Genomic DNA, 16490 nt, shown 5'->3' on the forward strand with positions numbered 1-16490 from the left:
CACCGCTACGCCATCCGTTGCCGCACAACATGCCGCACAGACACCCGCACACCTCGCCGCCATGCCGCACAGTCGCGTGCGCGCCAACTACCTACCCCAACACGTTGTTGGAAAAAAAGTAGTAGTGGTGAAGGGAGTAAGGGCATGACCGGGCAAGAAACCGCCAGCTTCGCCGGCTTCGCCCGGATCCTCGGCGTCAAGCCCCAGGCTGTCACCGCGCTGCGGCACGCTGATCGCCTGGTGCTCACGCCGGATGGCAAGCGCGTGTTGGTGCTGGAAAGCCAGCAGCGCCTGGTCGCCACCGCCGACCCCAGCAAAGCCGGCGTGGTGGCACGTCATGCCGCTGCGCGGCAAGCATCGGCGGGGGAGGGGGAAGCCCCGCCCGCCGGTGGTCAGCCACCGCCCGCCAACGAGCCCGACGACGACACCCACGCCAGCACCGGCTTCCAGCACTGGCGTGAGCGCAATGAGCGGGCCAAGGCATTGGCCGGTGAGCGCGACAACCTCATCGCCGAAGGCAAGCTGATGGACGCCGGCGAAGTCGCCGCCGCCGTCGCCGCCGCCACCACCCAGCTGCGCGCCAGGCTCGAAGGCCTGCCCAACGTGCTGGGCCCGCAGCTCGCCGCCATCCACGACGAAGGCGAAGCCCGCGCCATCCTCGCCGAAGCCATCGAGCACGCGCTCGAAGAAACGGCGCGGCAGTTTTCCAATCTCAGCAAGCAGGTGAATGCATGAACGCAAAAGCAACCATCATCACAGGGCCGCAGGGTTCCGGTAAGAACACCCGTGCGCGTGCGATCGCCGCAGCGTTGGGTCCATTTACGGAAATATCGTGGTCACAACTTTATGAGCAGTTCGGTCTTGAATCATTGCACCGGAAGGCAGTCGTCATCGTCGACGAGGTTCCTGCCATGGAACACTGTCTTTCTAAGATCAAGGGGCTAATCAGCAGTCCGAAAATAACGATCAATCGTAAGGTCCATGCCCCGTTGGAGATATACACGCCGAGTTTCATTTTCTGCACCAGCTCGAAGTGGGAGTGTGGCGATGGGCGGCGCTTTGACGTCATCGATCTTTGGGAAAAGGTTCCGCTATATCGAGACATTCCAAGCCTCGACTACAACTTTCCGGCCGAACAAAACGAACGGATCTACGGCTGGTCGGCTCATATGGGTCATCGCTGCGTGCGATGCGCCAACCCGCTTGGCCCCTTCGGCATAGGGCATGGCACTAAGCAGGAACAATGGGGCTGCGTCGACTGTGGTGTAGGTGTTTGTTTCGGCGAAGAGAATCAGCCATCGATCAATGCAGCCGCCGACATGTTTGTGAGCATGCTTCGCACCGCATGACCGCCGCCGCCGCCCCGCGCATCCACGCCGCCATTGCCCGCGCCATCGCGCCGCGCAAGCCGCTCACTGTTTCCCAGTGGGCCGATGCGGAGCGCGTGCTGTCGGCGAAGGGCAGCGCGGAGCCTGGCCGCTGGCGCACCCATCGCAACCCGCCGCTGCGCGAGCCGATGGATTGCATGAGCGCCCGCAGCACCGTGCAAGACGTGGTGTGCATGTTCCCGATCCAGTTCGGCAAAACGGAAATTGCCGTCAACGGCCTCGGCTACACCATGGACCACAACCCCGGCCCGGTCATGGTCTGCCTGCCCGGTGAAGTGGGCCGCGACAAGTGGGTGGCGCAAAAGCTCAACCCCATGCTGGAAGAAACGCCCGCCGCCCAGCGCGCACTCACCAGCGTGGCCAGCCGCGACAGCAGCAACACGCGCACCTTCAAGGACTTCGCCGGCGGCCAGCTCTACCTGGAGCACGCCGGCAGCCCCAGCCGCCTGAAGTCCACCAGCGTGCGCACCCTCATCGTGGATGAGCTCGACGAATTCGCCGGCAACCTGATCGGCGGCGACGACCCCGTGGAAATGCTCAACGGCCGCACCAGCGCGTTCCCGGCCACCTACAAGCGCCTGTACATCAGCACACCTGGCATGCAGGGCACCAGCCGCATCGAATACCTGTGGAACGAAAGCGACCAGCGCCGCTACCACATCACCTGTCCGGACTGCGGCCACGAACAACCGCTGGAATGGGCGGGCCTGCATTACGCGCCCGACGCCAGCGCGTGTTGGTACGCCTGCCGCGAATGCGGCGTGGTGATCGAGGAGCACCAGAAAACCGCGCTCATCGCCGGCGGCAGGTGGATCGCCGAACACCCCGAACGCAAAATGCGTGGCTACACCATCAACTGCCTGTACTACCCCATCGGCCTGGGCCCGCGCTGGCTGGATCTGGTGCGCAGCTGGCGTGCCGCGCAAAACGATCCCGCCCGCCTCAAAACCTTCGTCAACGACCGCCTGGCCGAGCCGTGGGAAGACCCCGCCATGCGCGCCGTCAAGCACAACGTCATCGCCGATCGCGCCGAACCGTGGGCACTGCGCACCGCGCCGCTGGGCGTGCTGGCCGTCACCGCCGGCGTGGACACGCAAGACAACCGCCTGGCCGTGCACATCACCGGCTGGGGCCGCGGCATGGCCGCGTGGACGCTGGACTACATCGAACTGCCCGGCGACCCCGCCGAAGACAAAGTGTGGGACGACCTCACCGACCTGCTCAACCGCGGCATCGAGCACGCCACCGGCGCGCTGATCCGCGTCGAATGCACCGCCATCGACGCCGGTGGCCACCGCACCGAAGACGTCAAAGCGTTCGTGCGCGCCCGCCGCATCCGCCGCCCGCTGTGCATCTTCGGCGCCGTGCCCAACAATGCGCCCGTACTCAGCAAAGGCAAACTGGTCGACGTCACTTGGCGCCAGAAAACGGACAAGCGCGGCGTGATGATCCACCACGTCGGCACCGTCGGCATCAAGCACTGGCTCTACGCCCGCCTCAGCGTCGACGCCGACAAGCCCATCGACACCCGCCTGATCCACCTGAGCGACGAACTGCCACCCGAATACTTCGGCGGGCTGGTCAGCGAAACCTACAACCCCACCAAAAACCGCTTTGAAAAACGCAAAGGCGGCGCCCGCAACGAACCGCTGGATACCTGGGTGTACAGCTACGCCGCCGCCCACAGCCCCGAGCTGCGCCTGCACCGTCTGAGCAAAGCGGACTGGGATGCACGCGAAGCGCGGCTGTTCGCCAGCGTCACAGGGAAGGGCGAGCCACCCGCCGACGAAACAGACGTCCAGCCGTCCACACCCAACGTTCCCCGTGGAACACCCCCGCGCCGCCGCGGCAGCTTCGCTACCAACTGGTAACCACCATGGCCCATCTCGATCTAGTTGCCGACATCCTGCAGCGCATTGGCCTGCACGCCAAGCTGCCCGCCAAGGTCGCCCAGGCGGTAGAGCGCGAAGTGCGCGATGACTGGGGCGGCGAGCGCCATTACATCGCCAAGGTGGGCGAAAGCGGCAAGGCGCAGCTCACCGAACGCGATAAGCAAATCCGCGACGCCTACCGCCAGGGCGAACACATCGAACTGCTGGCGCGCCGGCACGGCATCAGCGTGAAGCGGGTGCAGCAAATCGTGGCCATCGACGCAGGAAACGCTTTGCCTTAACCGTTTCCATAAACCCGGTCAGCCTGCCCAGCATGACCGCCACTCCCGCTGACAGCATCCCGTCCGGCCTCACCGCCGGCGACACCGCGATCTGGTCGCGGTCCCTGCCGGACTACCCGGCCAGCGCTGGCTGGGTGCTGGCGTACACGCTGGTCGGGCTGACCACCGCCTACAACTTCAGCGCCACCGCCGACGGCGACAACTTCGCCATCAGCGTGCCGGCCGGCACCACCGCCGCATGGACGCCAGGCACCTACAAAGTGCAGGAATATGTCGCGCTGGCCGGTGAGCGGCACACCATCGGCATCACCGTGTTGCGCGTGGCGCCCAACCTGTCCGTGATGACCGCCGGGCAAGACCTGCGCACCCATGCCCGCAAGGTGCTCGACAGCATCGAAACCTGGCTGGAAACCAAGGCGCCAGTGGCCGGCAGCATGGAAATCAACGGCCGCAAAATCGCCTGGTACCCCATCGCCGACCTGCTGAAGCTGCGCGATCGCTACCGGGTTGACGTGATGCGCGAAGAAAACGTCAGCCAGCCCGGCCGCTACGGCCATCGCATCAACTCGGTGCTGTGATGCTCAAATTCTTGCGCCACTTCCGTAGCACGCCACCGCCGCCGCCGCGCACCGCGGCGCGCAGTTTCGACGGCGCCGCCGTCAACGCGTTGACCATGTCGTGGCGCACCACCAACTACGCCATCGACGCCGAGCTGCGCACGGATCTGGACCGCTTGCGAGCGCGCAGCCGTGACCTGTTCAAAAACAACGAATACGGCGCCAAGTTCCGGCGCCTGGTGCGCAACAACGTGGTGGGCCCGGAAGGCTTCGGCCTGCAGGTACGTTCGCAAGACCCCGGCGGCAAGATGGACGACGGCGCGAATCGCGCCATTGAAAGCGCGTTCTGGAAGTGGAGCCGCCCGGATCAGTGCGACGTCACCGGCAAGCGCAGCTTTGCCGATATCTGCCGCGCCGCCGTCGAAGCCCTGGCCCGCGACGGTGAATTCCTGATCCGCAAGCGCCGCGGTGCCGGCGCCGGCGACTTCAGCTACCAGCTGCAACTGCTCGACGTGGATCGCCTGGACACCATCTACAACGTATGGCCCGCCGATGGCCGCAACGCCGTCATCATGGGCGTGGAAATCGACGTGTGGCGCAAGCCCGTTGCCTACCACCTGTGGAACCGCCACCCCACCGAAGCGCCCAGCACCAGCCGGGTGCGCGAGCGCGTGCCGGCGGAGGAAATCTTCCACGGCTACATCGCCATGGAAGACGAGCAGTCGCGCGGTATCCCGTGGCTGCACGCCGCCATGCGCCGCATGAATGATTTGAACGGCTACCGCGAGGCGGCCGTGATCGCCGCCCGCGTGGGCGCCGCAAAAATGGGCGTCTGGGAAACCCCGGACGGCCTACCGCCACCCGGCGCGGAGGAAGCCACCCCCGGCAGCGGCGACTACTTCAGCGAAGCCACACCCGGCCACTTCGACTTCGCGCCGCCCGGCTACAAGCTCACCACCTTCAACCCGGAGTACCCCCACGCGCAGTTCGAAGCGTTCTGTGCTGGGGCGTTGCGCGGCATTGCCAGCGGCATAGGCGTGGCCTATCACAGCCTTGCCAACGACCTCAGCAGCGTCAACTACAGCAGTATCCGCAGTGGTGCGCTGGAAGAGCGCGACGAATGGATGGTGATCCAGAACTGGCTGATCACCAACCTGCTGGTGCCGGTGTACGAAGAGTGGTTGACCATGGCACTGCTGCGCGGCGCCATCCTGCTGAACAACGGCAGCGCCTTGCCGCTGGCCAAGAAATCCAAATTCATGGACCACCAGTGGCAGGGTCGCCGCTGGCAGTGGGTGGACCCGCTCAAAGACATGGCCGCCAGCGTGCTGGCCATCGAGAACGGCCTGGCCAGCCCGCAGCAGATCGCCGCGCAAACCGGCCGCGACATCGAGGAAGTGATCGATGACATGGCCCGCTTCCAGGCCCTGCTGAAAGCCAAGGGCGTCACCCTCACCGGCACCACCGCGCCCACCGGCACCGTGGCCAGCGCTGTGAAGGAATCCGGCAACGACGCCGGCAAGCAAGACGCCGCCGGCAAACAGACGGCCAAAAAATCACGCGCCAGCGGGCGGTTGCGGGCGCTTGTCGATGCGCTGAATGCGTCGGACGAATGAGCCCGCCGCGCGGAAACGCTTTGCCTTATCCATTTCCCGAAACCGCTGCAACCTGCAATTCACCATCGCACACCACCGCACCGAGGATTTCCATGTGACCACGCCCGCAGCACTCCAACCCGGTAGCAAAGGCGAGCGCCTGCTGCGCATCGGCAGCGAGCGCGCCGTGGTTGATGAAGCCGCCCGCACCGTCACGCTGGCGTTTGCCAGCGAAACGCCGGTGGACCGCTACTGGGGCGTTGAAGTGCTCGACACACAAGCCCGCAGCATGCGCCTGGACCGCCTCAAGAGTGGCGGCGCGCTGCTGATGGACCACGACCCGCGCGATCAGGTGGGCGTTATCGAATCGGTACAGATCGGTGCGGACAAGGTTGCCCGCGCCGTGGTGCGCTTTGGGAAAAGCGTCCGTGCCAATGAGGTCTTCCAGGATGTGGTTGACGGCATCCGTCAGAACGTCTCGGTGGGCTACCAGATCCACGACGCGAAGCTCGAGTCCGAAACCGACGGTGTGGGCACCTATCGGGTGATGGATTGGGAGCCGTACGAAATTTCCATGGTGGCCGTACCCGCCGACACCAAGGCCGGCATTGGCCGCAGCACCGAATCCATCCCTTTCAAGAATATCTCGGAGACTCGCATGACCCCTGAAGAAATCGCAGCGGCCGAAGCCGTCAAAGCCGCGCAGCGTGATGCTGTCCTGAACGCCACCGCCGCCGCTGAGCGCAGCGGCGCCGAAGCCGAGCGCAAGCGCAGCACCGACATCACCGGCATGGCCGATCAGCTGAAGGCGTACGACGTGCGCGAGCTGGCCAGCGAAGCCCTGCGCAGCGGTTGGAGCGCCGACCAGTTCCGCGCCAAGGCACTGGAGCTGGTGGCCACCAAGCCACTGCCCACCGCCAACATCGGCCTCACCACCGGCGAAGTGCGCAACTACAGCTTCACCCGCGCGCTGGCCGCACTGGCCAACCCCCAGGATGCACGTGCGCAGGAAGCGGCCCGCTTCGAATTCGAAGCCAGCAGCGCGGCGGCCGACAAGCAGAACCGCTCGGTGAAGGGCTTGCTGATTCCGCACGACGTGCTGCAGCACAACCAGCGTGCCGACAACATGGTGGTCGGTACCGCCAGTGCCGGCGGCAACCTGGTGGCCACCAACCTGCTCACCGGCAGCTTCATCGACCTGCTGCGCAATGCCATGGTCATCAACCGCATGGGTGCGCGTTACCTGACCGGCTTGGTCGGCAACATCGCCATCCCGAAACAGACCGGCGGCGCCACCTTCGCGTTCGTCTCCGAAAGCGGCACCGGCAGCCCATCCGGCCAGACCATCGGCCAGGTGCCGATGACGCCAAAGACCGGCATGGCGCGCACCCAGCTCAGCCGCAAGCTGCTGCTGCAAAGCTCGCTGGACGTGGAAAGCTTCATCCGCAACGACCTCGCCACCATCGTCGGCTTGGGCATTCAGCAGGCCGCCATCAACGGCAGCGGCTCGGCACCGATCCCCATGGGCATCCTCAACCAGTCGGGCATTGGCTCGGTGGTGGGTGGTACCAACGGCTTGGCACCGACGTGGGGCAACATCGTGGGGCTGGAATCCGCGGTGGCCATCGCCAATGCTGACGTGGGCAGCCTCGGCTACCTCACCAACGCCGGTGTGCGCGGCAAGTTGAAGACCACGCAGAAGTTCCCCACCAGCAACGGCGATGCCATCTGGGCCGACGGCAATACGCCGCTGAACGGCTATCAGGTGGGCGTCACCAACGCCGTGCCCAGCAACGGCACAAAAGGCACCAGCACCGGTAACTGCAGCTCGATCATTTTCGGCAACTTCGCCGACCTGATCGTGGGCATGTGGGGCGGTCTGGAGCTGCAGGTGGACCCGTACAGCCAGGGCGATTCCGGCTCCGTCGTCATTCGCGCCTTCCAGGACGTAGACGTCGCGGTGCGCCACCCGGAAAGCTTCGCCGCCATGATCGACGCGCTCACCGCGTAAGCATGAAAGCACTGGCCTGCCAGCGCGAACAAGCCCACCACCCGGCGCCATGCCGGGTGGTGGCACGCGTGTGCGGGGCCCAGTCATGACCACAGCAGCACCCGAATTCAATGCGCTCGATGACGAGTTGTTTGGCGAGTTTGCCGAACAGTGCAGCATCGTGCGCGGTACCGACGCACCCGTCATCACCCGCTGCCTTGTCGACGACGGCGCGCAGACGCTGGGCCAGCACGGCCGCATCATCGGCAACAAACGCGTACTGACCTTCATCAAATCCGAATGGTCGCCCGCCCGTGCCGACCAGATCACCGTGCGCGGCGCCATGCGCAAAGTCGACGAAATCCTGATTGACGATGGCTACACCGTGCAGGCGGTGATGCATGGGTAACGCACTGGTCGCCACCGCCTCGCGCACTTGGACCATCATCCAGGCGCTGGCCGTGCAACTGGCCACCATCACCGTGGCCAACGGCTACCTCACCGACGTGGGCAACAACGTCTGGACCACTGACAACCAGCGCACCGACACCGATGCGCTGGGGCTGATGATTTACAGCGAATCCATCACTGGCGCCGGCCTCGACCTCGAGCGGCCCGGCAAGGGCGTGCGTGATTTCGGGCTGCTGGTGGAAGCTGCCATCGGCACTGATATCGACGACGCGCAGCAGCAGATCCACAGCATCATCGAAGACATCGACAACTGCATGATCGCCTACGGCCGTCTGCTGCAAAAATCGCCGAACCTGCAGCAGGCATCCGTGCACGTGGCGGATATCGCCATTCTCGACCGGCCCGAAGGCATGGCGGTGGTCATCATGCAGGCGCGCATTGTGACGAGATATTTTCGATAAATGTCGCTTGCATAGGGCAAATAGCCCTGTTATAGTCAACCCATACCAGCGCACCATGCGCTGAAAAGGTGACCACCATGTCCGCCGATTCTGTTTTTTCCGTCATGCTTGCCGATCGTTATCAGGCCGCTGCGATTACCCATTGGCCAGTCCAGGTCGAGCCGAAGATTGACGGCGTTCGTTGCCTTGCTGAAGTAGACCTGGCCGCCGGCAAGGTGCAGTTGCATACCCGCAACGGCAACCTGATCAGCCACATGGAAAGCTTGAACCACGGCGTGCTTGAGTTGGCCCGCAGGCTGGCCGCACCAGTCGGTGCGGGTGTGGTGATCATTGATAGTGAACTCACCGCCGGCAATTTCGCGCAGACCTTGGCCGCGCTGCGTGGTGTCGCGCCGCCAGACAAAACGCCGACTCTGCATGTGTTTGATGCGCTGGTGGACGTGCATGCTTGTTCCTTGCAAGAGCACGGCAGTTACGCCGCCCGCCGTCAGCGGCTGCAACAGGCTTGGGCTGCTGGCATGCCTTCGACATTGCAGCTGGTGGCCAGCGAATCGGCCCACACGGAAGGCGAAGTCGAGGCGATCTATCGCCGCCAACTGGCCGCTGGCTGGGAGGGCGTCATGGTCAAGAACCCTTCGGCATTTTATGCGGCCGGCCGCAGTCAGGCATGGTTGAAAATCAAGCCGCGTGAAACGTTCGATGTTGCAGTTGTTGGTGCATTCGAAGGCACCGGCCGTCAGGCCGGAACGCTGGGCGGGCTCATCGTCGACCACCAAGGCGTCGAGGTGCGCATCGCGTCTGGATTCACCAGTGATCAGCGCGATGACTACTGGTATCAGTACAGCCGCGACCTGAAATGGCAGGCAGCGGGGATGTCTGATGCATGCCAACTGCTCGGCGGTATCGTAGAGGTCAAGTGTCAGGAAGAGCTTCCCAGCGGGTCCATGCGCCATCCGGCGTTTGTCTGCCGGCGACTGGACAAGGATGCACCACGGCGCGCCGCATGAAGCCAGATGCACACCACCACAATCCAGACCCGGCCTACCTGCGCGGGTTGTTGGCACGGGCGCGGCTTTCGCAAGCCGCAGCCGCCGCCTTGCTTGGCGTGAACCCGCGCACGATGCGTTCCTACCTGGCCAATGATGCAAGCCGCGCACCGGCGTCATACGTTGTGCAGTACGCGCTGGAACAGTTGGCGGCTGGAAACGCTTTGCCTTAATCATTTCCGAAAAGTGCTGCAACGTAGGGGGCATGAACCCCACACTGAGCATTGAACTGACTGGCGCGCTTGACGCGGCACAGTCCATGTCGGCCGTTCCATCGCGCATCCTGCGTGCCCAAGAGCACGCATTGGCAGAAATGCGCCGCCGTCTCGGCACTGAAGCGAAACGTGATATCGGCTTGGAATATAACCTCCGGGCTGGCCGCATTTCGCAGGGGCTCCGTACGCAAAACACGCCGGACGGCATCAAGCTGGTTGGTAAGTCGCGCGGCATCAATGCGATCGAGTTTGGCGCCACCTGGAGCCGCGTGCGCGGTGCCGGTTTGGTATCACGCGTCAGCCGGCTCAAATACGCCGCCCCTCGTGCGCTTCACCTGCGCGGCGACAGCGGGCTGGGCGCGAAATGGTCTGCACGTCGTGGCGCGGCGAAAACGGTACACCCTGGCACGTTCATCGCCCGCGGAAAAAACGGCGCCATGTTGGTACTCCAACGCGATCCCGAGGGCAGCACGTACACGCCAAAAACGGGCTGGCATGCTGGCCAGCGACAGACCCCTCGGCTTCTTGGCGTCTACGGCCTCAGCGTCGGTCAGATGTTGAAGCATGGGCGCCGGCCCGAGCGTCTGGCGGAATTTGCGCTCGGCAAGGTCGATGAATACCTACGCAAGGAATTGGGAATCACACCATGACCCAGATCATCCTCGACCAGCCCCACACCCACGCCGGCCAGCCCTACGAAAAGGGCGCCGAGCTGGACGTGCCACAGCATGACGCGGAGTACCTGGTCACCGCGGGCGTGGCGCGTTTCAAGCAAGGCCTGCAGCGCCGCGCCCCAAAAAATGACCCCCCCGAGAGCGAAGCCAGCGCGGTGGCAGGTGAGCCTGCCGCCGCTATGGAAAGCACCGAAACCGATGCACCTTCGCCCACCACCGACTGATTTTTGCCACCCACCCCCGCACGACCGGAGAGATATCCATGAGCCTCGAAAACTTCTATTACGGCCAGGGTCGCCTGTCCATTGCGGTGCGTGACGCCGTTACCGGCATCCTTGGCCCGTGGGCCTGGGTGGGCGACGTGAGCGCGTTCAGCGCCAAGCCCACCACGCAGATGATCCAGCACCGCGAAAGCTACAGCGGCAACAACTCGCTGACCCGCAACATTCCGCACCAGCGCGACCTGGCGCTGGACTGGACCTTCAGTGAGTTTCGCCCGGAGAACCTAGCCAAGGCGCTGTTTGGCACCAACATCGCCGTTGTCAGTGGCACCGCCACGGCGGAATCGCTGGGCGCCACGGTGGCCGTTGGCGACGAAGTGCGCACGGCGCACCCCGGCATCAGTGCACTGGTGATCAGCGACTCCACGCCCACCACGCCGCTGGTGCTGGTGGAAGGCGTGGACTACACCGTCGACCTCACGTTCGGCCGCATCGACATTCTCAATATCGGTTCGTACGTGCAGCCGTTCAAGGCAGCCTACAGCTACGCCAAGCGCACCGACACCGGCATCTTCACCGCCGCCCAGCCGGACATCTCGGTGCTGTACGAAGGCATCAATCTGGCGCAGAGCAACGCCGGCGTGATCGCGGAGTATTACAAGGTGGCGCCGTCGGTGGTCACCGAGCTGATGCACATCACCACCGGCAACGACACCGCCGGCCTGGCGATCACCGCGCAGGCGTTGCTGGACAGCAGCAAGCCGGCCAACGGTCCGTTGGGTCAGTACGGCCGGATCACGCAGGTGGGTGTGTAATGGAACAGCCTGCTGCCGGTGGCGCGAGCGATCTCGCCACCTTGTTCCCCGAGCGCACCACCACCATCGCCGATCGCGTGGTGGTGATGCGCGAATACAGCTTCGTGGAATCGCTGCACCTGTCCGCGCCCATTGCCGGCCTGGTGGACGCCATGGCCGGCGTGGCGCTGGCCGGCAACTTCCACGACATCGACAGCCTGCGCACCGCCTTTGGTGATCAGGCAGATGCCGTGTTGCAACTCATCGCCGCCGCTTGCGACCAGCCGCAGAGCTGGGTGCAAGGGCTGGACGCCGCCAGTGGCGAGCAGCTGATGCTGTTGTGGTGGGGTGTGAACACGGATTTTTTTCTGCGTCGCGTACTGCAAAGCGTGCAGCTGGCCAAGCTGCGCGAGGTGCAGGCGATCGTTGGTCCGACATCTTCGCTGCACTCGTCGATGCCGGACACGACGCCACCCGACTTGGCAACTACACGTACCGTCAACTGATGTTGTATTACCGCGCCGCCAAGCGATTGGCGCGCAGTAAACGCCAGCAGGCACTGGTGGATGGAACCACCGCGCAGGCCGGCGGCACCGCGGCGCAAGAGCTGTTCAAGCAGCTGGGCAACTCACCGGAATAACGCGCATGGCCGTCCAAGATTACGAACTGCTACTGCGCGTCCGGGCTGACCTGCTGGAAGCGATCAGCGGTCTGAAAGGCCTCACCACTGAACTGGGGCAGGGGGATGCGGCGGCCAAGCAATTGGGCAACACCGCCGACACCACTGCTGCCAAAGTGGACGCACTGGCGCAATCGCTCAAGGCCCGCGACGATGCCAATGCGCGCTCGTTTGATGCCACCGCACGCGCCGCGCAGCAGTCCAAGCAAGTCATCGCGGACATGGACGCCGAGGCCGCGGCGCACAAGCGTGCCGGCGCGGCGGCGCAGGCCTACCGCGATGCCGAGTCGGCCCGTGGCACCGCCAACACCGCGACGCTCGAGCGCACCGCCGCGCTGGCGGCCCAGCGCACGGAAATGGCCAAGCTGGCCGGCCAGATCGACCCCACCGTCAACGCCATGGCGCGGCTCGACGCACAGGAACGCTCGCTCAATGCCATGCGCAAAGCCGGCGTGGTGGGCATGGAGGATTACACCCGCTTCAAGGCGGTGATCGACGCCAACCGGCTGTCGATCGGCGGCGCTGCCAAGAGCATGCACAAGTTCAGCCTCAACACCCAGCAAACGCGGCTGGAGATGGGGCGGCTGATCAAGGATATTTCGACCGGGCAGTGGGGCCGGCTGGCCAGCACCGGCACTACGCTGGCCAACCAGGCCGGCTTTATAAGCCTGTTGTTCAGCCCGCTTGGGTTGGCCATTGGCGCGGTGGTTGGTTCGCTCGGCGCGTTTGCGGTCGCGTTGGAAAAAGGATACCAAGAAGAAGAAAAAATAAATCAAGCGATCGTCGTCACAGGAAACTATGCCGGCGTAACTGTGGGTCAGATCGATGCTTTGGCCGCCAGCATGGGGGCTGTCAGCGGTAAAACTGGCCAGGCGCGGGACATTCTCACCGGTTTGATTGCCACCGGAAAGTTCACGGGCGAGTCGTTGCAATCCGTGGGCCAGGCGGCGGCTGACATGGCAGCCGTCACCGGCAAAAGTGCCGCTGAAGTAGTAGCGCAATTCAGCAAGTTTGCCGATGATCCAGTCAAAGCAGCGATGGAACTGGATGGGCAATACCACATCCTCAACACCACGATCTACGAACAGATCAAGGCGCTGCAGGATTCCGGCGACAAGTTTGGCGCCTTGGAAGTTTTAGCAAAACGATTCACCGACGAAACCGGCAAGAATTTCGACGAACTCCGCTCACACATGAGCTGGTACGAAAAGTTCGTGGACCGCTTTTCCACGGACAACGGGTTCAGCCGACTCTTCGACTGGGCGAAAAATCTTGGTCGTCCCACCACCGAACTCGATACATTTCGGGCCGCGTTGGAAAAGTACAACTCGGTATATGACACCTATCAGGCAAGCCTGACGGGAAGCTCGACCAAAGACCGGCAGGAATACTTGTTTGCGGCGTCTCAACAGGCCTATAAGGAACTGCAGGCTGCGCAAAAGGCCGCGCAGGGCGTGCAAGCCAAAGCTCTTGATGATGGCACGCAAAAGCGGCTCGACTCAGCAGCGGTATCGGCCGACGCCAAGCTAGACGCGCTGCAAAAGAGCATGGAATCCAAGGCCGACAAGGTCAAGGACAAAATCAAGGAACTCAACCAGGCGTACACGGATCTGTGGGGCGGTGCCGATCCTAACAACCCAAAACTCAAAGGCGTGCAGCGTTTCATCGCCGAAGATGGCAACGTCAGCTATGCCGGTGGCCAGTACGACAAAGACCTTGCCAACATCAACGCTATGGACAAGGGGTCCAAAGGCCCTCGCGGCCGGTCGCAAGCCAGCATCGACCAGGCCGCCGATGCCGCGCTGCAGAAGCTCATCGAGGGGCTTGGGAGTCTGCAGGGCAAGCTCGATCCGACTGCCGCCGCCTGGGCTGCTTATAACAAGGAAGTGGATAACGCCAACAAACTGGCAGTAGAAGCAAAGACGCATGGCAACGCGAATATCGCCATGATTAATGGCTTGCGAGATGCTCGCATCGCGGAAGCGGCAACCGTTCGTGATGCTGCGATCGCGGAGGAAGCCGACAAGGATAGGAATGCCTACGAAAAGTTGCGCGACAGCATCAAGGATGTCGACAACGTCAGCCTTGGCAAAGCGTTCGCCCAACTCAAACAGCTCAACGATGAATTGGCCCGTGGAACGATCACGCAGCGCGAACACGACGACACGGCCGGTGCCATTGTCGATGCCAACATCCCGAAATCCCTCCACTACAAAGGCCTTGACGCTGTTGTCGGTGGTCCGTTCGGTGAAGTGAACAAGGCCGACAGGGCGCTGGAGGATCAGCAGAAAAATTATCAAAAACAACTTGACGCGCTCAACAAATTCCACGACGCAAAACAGCAGTCAGATGCGGATTTCGTCGCCAAAGAAAATGCGCTGAAGAAAGAAAACGACGCGGAGGTTCAGGCCATTCAGGAGGCGCGTCAGCAGGCGATGTTGATGGGCATCACATCATCGTTTGCCTCGGCTGCCGATGCTATCAAACAGGGCTTCGGTGAGCAAAGCAAGGCCTACCGTGCGGCGTTTGCACTCAGCAAGGCCGCCGCTATCGCGCAAGCGACCGTGGGCATGTTTATGGATATCAGCCATGCCATCGACAAAGGCTGGCCGCAAAACATCCCGCTGATCGCGCAGGCGACCGCCGAAGGGATTGGCCTGATCGGCAGCATTCGCAGCCTGACCGCCGGCTACCGCGAAGGCGGCTACACCGGCCCGGGTGGTGTTGACCAGCCGGCCGGCACCGTGCACGCAGGCGAAGTGGTGTGGTCGCAAAAGGATATCGCCCGTGCTGGCGGCGTCGGCATGGTCGAAGCCATGCGTCTGGGCATGATTGGGTACGCCGACGGCGGCGTAGTCGGTGCCTTCGCCTCGGCAGCGGATTTCCCGCGCGGCCCCACGCCCGGCATGCCGCGTAATACCGTCGAAAAAACCGGTGCGCCCACCAACAACATGCGCGTGTATGTGGTGCAAAACGAAGACCAGCTGCTGCAGCGCCTGTCGCAACACCCCGCGATGGAAAAAGCAGTGGTAGCGATTGCCGGTGAAAACGGCACGGCCATTCGGGCGAAGTGGTAGCCGTGGGTTTCTCCGATACCACCGATGTGCCATGGACCATTCCGCCGGACTGGACGGCCGGTGTGCAGGAAGTGCTGTCGTGGTCGACGGATGTGATGCAGGCCAGTGCCAGCGCCGTCACCCAGCACCGCAGCCTGCGCAGCCTGCCGCGCCGCCGCTTCGCGATGCAGGTGCTGGCAACCGACCAGTGCCGCCGAGCGGCCGACGCGCTGCTGGCTGGCCACGGCGGCCTGTGGCAGCTGCCGATCTGGGCCGACGTGCAATGGCTGGTCGCGCCACTGGCAGCGGGCGCGGCTTCCATCCCGTGCGTCACGGACGGCTATGACTTCGTGGCCGGCGGCAAGGCGCTGCTGTTAAGCGCGGTCAACACGTGGGAAGTGGTCACCGTCACCACGGTCGCGTCCGATCATCTGACACTCAGCGCCAACACCGTCGCGGATTACGCGATCGGTGCGCGGCTGTATCCGCTGCGGCTGGCCCGGGTGCAGGATAGCGGCGAAGAAACCCTGAAAAGCGACACCGTCAGCCAGCGCAACCTCACGTTCGACATCGTGGAGCCGTGCGACTGGCCGCTGCTGGCCAGCCCCACGATGTACCTGGGCCACCTGGTGCTGGACGTGCGCCCGGACGAAAGCACCAGCCCAACCAGCAGCTACAGCCGCCTGCTGCAAAGCGTGGATTACGGCGTGGCGTTTCCCGTGGTGCATGACCTGCCTGGCTTGGCGCTGCGCGTGCAGCAAAGCCACTGGTCATTGTTCGGCCGCGCCGAGCACACGTGGTTTCGCTCGCTGCTGTACACGCTGGATGGTCGCCGCGTGCCGATCTGGGTACCCAGCTTCGCCGCCGACCTGCTGCCGGTGGCTACCATCGGCGCCAGCAGCACATCGGTGACGGTGGAGTGGGCCGGCTACACCAAGTTCGGCAAAAGCCAGCCCAACCGCACCGACGTGCGCATTGAACTGGTCGACGGCACCGTGCTGTATCGCCGCATCACCAATGCGCTGGAATCGGGCAATACGGAGATCCTCACGCTGAGCGCCGCGCTTTCCAGCAGCAGCATCGCGCCGGCCAGCATTCGGCAAGTTTCCTTCATGGCGCTGTGCACGCTGGGCAGCGACGACGCCGAACTGGATCACGTCACCGATCAGGACGGCGCCGCCACGTCAACCATCGGCTGGCAAGCGGTGGTGCCCGATGTTTAATACCTTC

At 63.8% G+C, this 16490-nt stretch carries 18 protein-coding genes; all 18 read left to right on the forward strand.

Annotated features, from left to right (window positions below; all coding sequences use genetic code 11):
• Nucleotides 1-144 precede the first annotated feature (144 nt).
• The 18 genes from PY254_RS10560 to PY254_RS10645 all read left to right on the forward strand — a co-directional run bounded on the left by PY254_RS10560 (nt 145) and on the right by PY254_RS10645 (nt 16483).
• Nucleotides 145-735 carry a hypothetical protein gene (locus tag PY254_RS10560; protein ID WP_281012004.1) on the forward strand — a complete coding sequence of 197 codons (591 nt, stop codon included), beginning with the start codon at nt 145-147 and terminating at the stop codon, nt 733-735.
• A complete protein-coding gene (locus PY254_RS10565; RefSeq protein WP_281012005.1) occupies nt 732-1349 on the forward strand; it encodes a primase-helicase family protein in 618 nt (205 codons plus the stop codon). Before PY254_RS10560 ends, PY254_RS10565 begins: the two co-directional genes overlap by 4 nt.
• Nucleotides 1346-3259: a phage terminase large subunit family protein gene (locus tag PY254_RS10570; protein WP_281012006.1), complete on the forward strand. Its 1914-nt coding sequence runs from the start codon at nt 1346-1348 to the stop codon at nt 3257-3259. Before PY254_RS10565 ends, PY254_RS10570 begins: the two co-directional genes overlap by 4 nt.
• A gap of 5 nt (nt 3260-3264) precedes the next feature.
• The gene (locus PY254_RS10575; protein WP_281012007.1) at nt 3265-3561 is read left to right on the forward strand and encodes a Mor transcription activator family protein; all 297 of its coding nucleotides are present in this window, start codon (nt 3265-3267) and stop codon (nt 3559-3561) included.
• Between the two features lie 32 nt (nt 3562-3593).
• Nucleotides 3594-4139 carry a hypothetical protein gene (locus tag PY254_RS10580; RefSeq protein WP_281012008.1) on the forward strand — a complete coding sequence of 182 codons (546 nt, stop codon included), beginning with the start codon at nt 3594-3596 and terminating at the stop codon, nt 4137-4139.
• A complete protein-coding gene (locus tag PY254_RS10585) occupies nt 4139-5734 on the forward strand; it encodes a phage portal protein (protein WP_281012009.1) in 1596 nt (531 codons plus the stop codon). Before PY254_RS10580 ends, PY254_RS10585 begins: the two co-directional genes overlap by 1 nt.
• 94 nt (nt 5735-5828) lie before the next feature.
• Entirely contained in the window at nt 5829-7724 is a 1896-nt protein-coding gene (locus PY254_RS10590; RefSeq protein WP_281012010.1) for a phage major capsid protein, read from the forward strand.
• Between the two features lie 85 nt (nt 7725-7809).
• Nucleotides 7810-8112, forward strand: a complete 303-nt coding sequence (locus PY254_RS10595) for a head-tail joining protein (protein WP_281012011.1) — start codon at nt 7810-7812, stop codon at nt 8110-8112.
• A complete protein-coding gene (locus PY254_RS10600; protein WP_281012012.1) occupies nt 8105-8575 on the forward strand; it encodes a hypothetical protein in 471 nt (156 codons plus the stop codon). The genes PY254_RS10595 and PY254_RS10600 overlap by 8 nt, the downstream gene beginning before the upstream one ends.
• Nucleotides 8576-8679: 104 nt before the next feature.
• The gene (locus PY254_RS10605) at nt 8680-9582 is read left to right on the forward strand and encodes an ATP-dependent DNA ligase (protein ID WP_281015206.1); all 903 of its coding nucleotides are present in this window, start codon (nt 8680-8682) and stop codon (nt 9580-9582) included.
• Nucleotides 9579-9794 carry a hypothetical protein gene (locus tag PY254_RS10610; RefSeq protein WP_281012013.1) on the forward strand — a complete coding sequence of 72 codons (216 nt, stop codon included), beginning with the start codon at nt 9579-9581 and terminating at the stop codon, nt 9792-9794. Before PY254_RS10605 ends, PY254_RS10610 begins: the two co-directional genes overlap by 4 nt.
• A 32-nt stretch (nt 9795-9826) precedes the next feature.
• Nucleotides 9827-10486, forward strand: coding sequence for a hypothetical protein (locus tag PY254_RS10615; protein ID WP_281012014.1), 660 nt, complete (start codon nt 9827-9829; stop codon nt 10484-10486).
• Nucleotides 10483-10734: a DUF7210 family protein gene (locus PY254_RS10620; protein WP_281012015.1), complete on the forward strand. Its 252-nt coding sequence runs from the start codon at nt 10483-10485 to the stop codon at nt 10732-10734. Before PY254_RS10615 ends, PY254_RS10620 begins: the two co-directional genes overlap by 4 nt.
• Nucleotides 10735-10772: 38 nt before the next feature.
• Nucleotides 10773-11546, forward strand: coding sequence for a phage tail tube protein (locus PY254_RS10625; protein WP_281012016.1), 774 nt, complete (start codon nt 10773-10775; stop codon nt 11544-11546).
• Nucleotides 11546-12031 carry a DUF6631 family protein gene (locus PY254_RS10630; RefSeq protein ID WP_281012017.1) on the forward strand — a complete coding sequence of 162 codons (486 nt, stop codon included), beginning with the start codon at nt 11546-11548 and terminating at the stop codon, nt 12029-12031. Before PY254_RS10625 ends, PY254_RS10630 begins: the two co-directional genes overlap by 1 nt.
• Nucleotides 12031-12165, forward strand: a complete 135-nt coding sequence (locus PY254_RS10635; RefSeq protein ID WP_281012018.1) for a hypothetical protein — start codon at nt 12031-12033, stop codon at nt 12163-12165. The genes PY254_RS10630 and PY254_RS10635 overlap by 1 nt, the downstream gene beginning before the upstream one ends.
• A gap of 5 nt (nt 12166-12170) precedes the next feature.
• A complete protein-coding gene (locus PY254_RS10640) occupies nt 12171-15281 on the forward strand; it encodes a phage tail length tape measure family protein (RefSeq protein WP_281012019.1) in 3111 nt (1036 codons plus the stop codon).
• Between the two features lie 2 nt (nt 15282-15283).
• The gene (locus PY254_RS10645) at nt 15284-16483 is read left to right on the forward strand and encodes a hypothetical protein (protein WP_281012020.1); all 1200 of its coding nucleotides are present in this window, start codon (nt 15284-15286) and stop codon (nt 16481-16483) included.
• Nucleotides 16484-16490 lie beyond the last annotated feature (7 nt).

The organism is Rhodanobacter sp. AS-Z3, assembly GCF_029224025.1.
In the GTDB taxonomy this organism is placed as follows: domain Bacteria; phylum Pseudomonadota; class Gammaproteobacteria; order Xanthomonadales; family Rhodanobacteraceae; genus Rhodanobacter.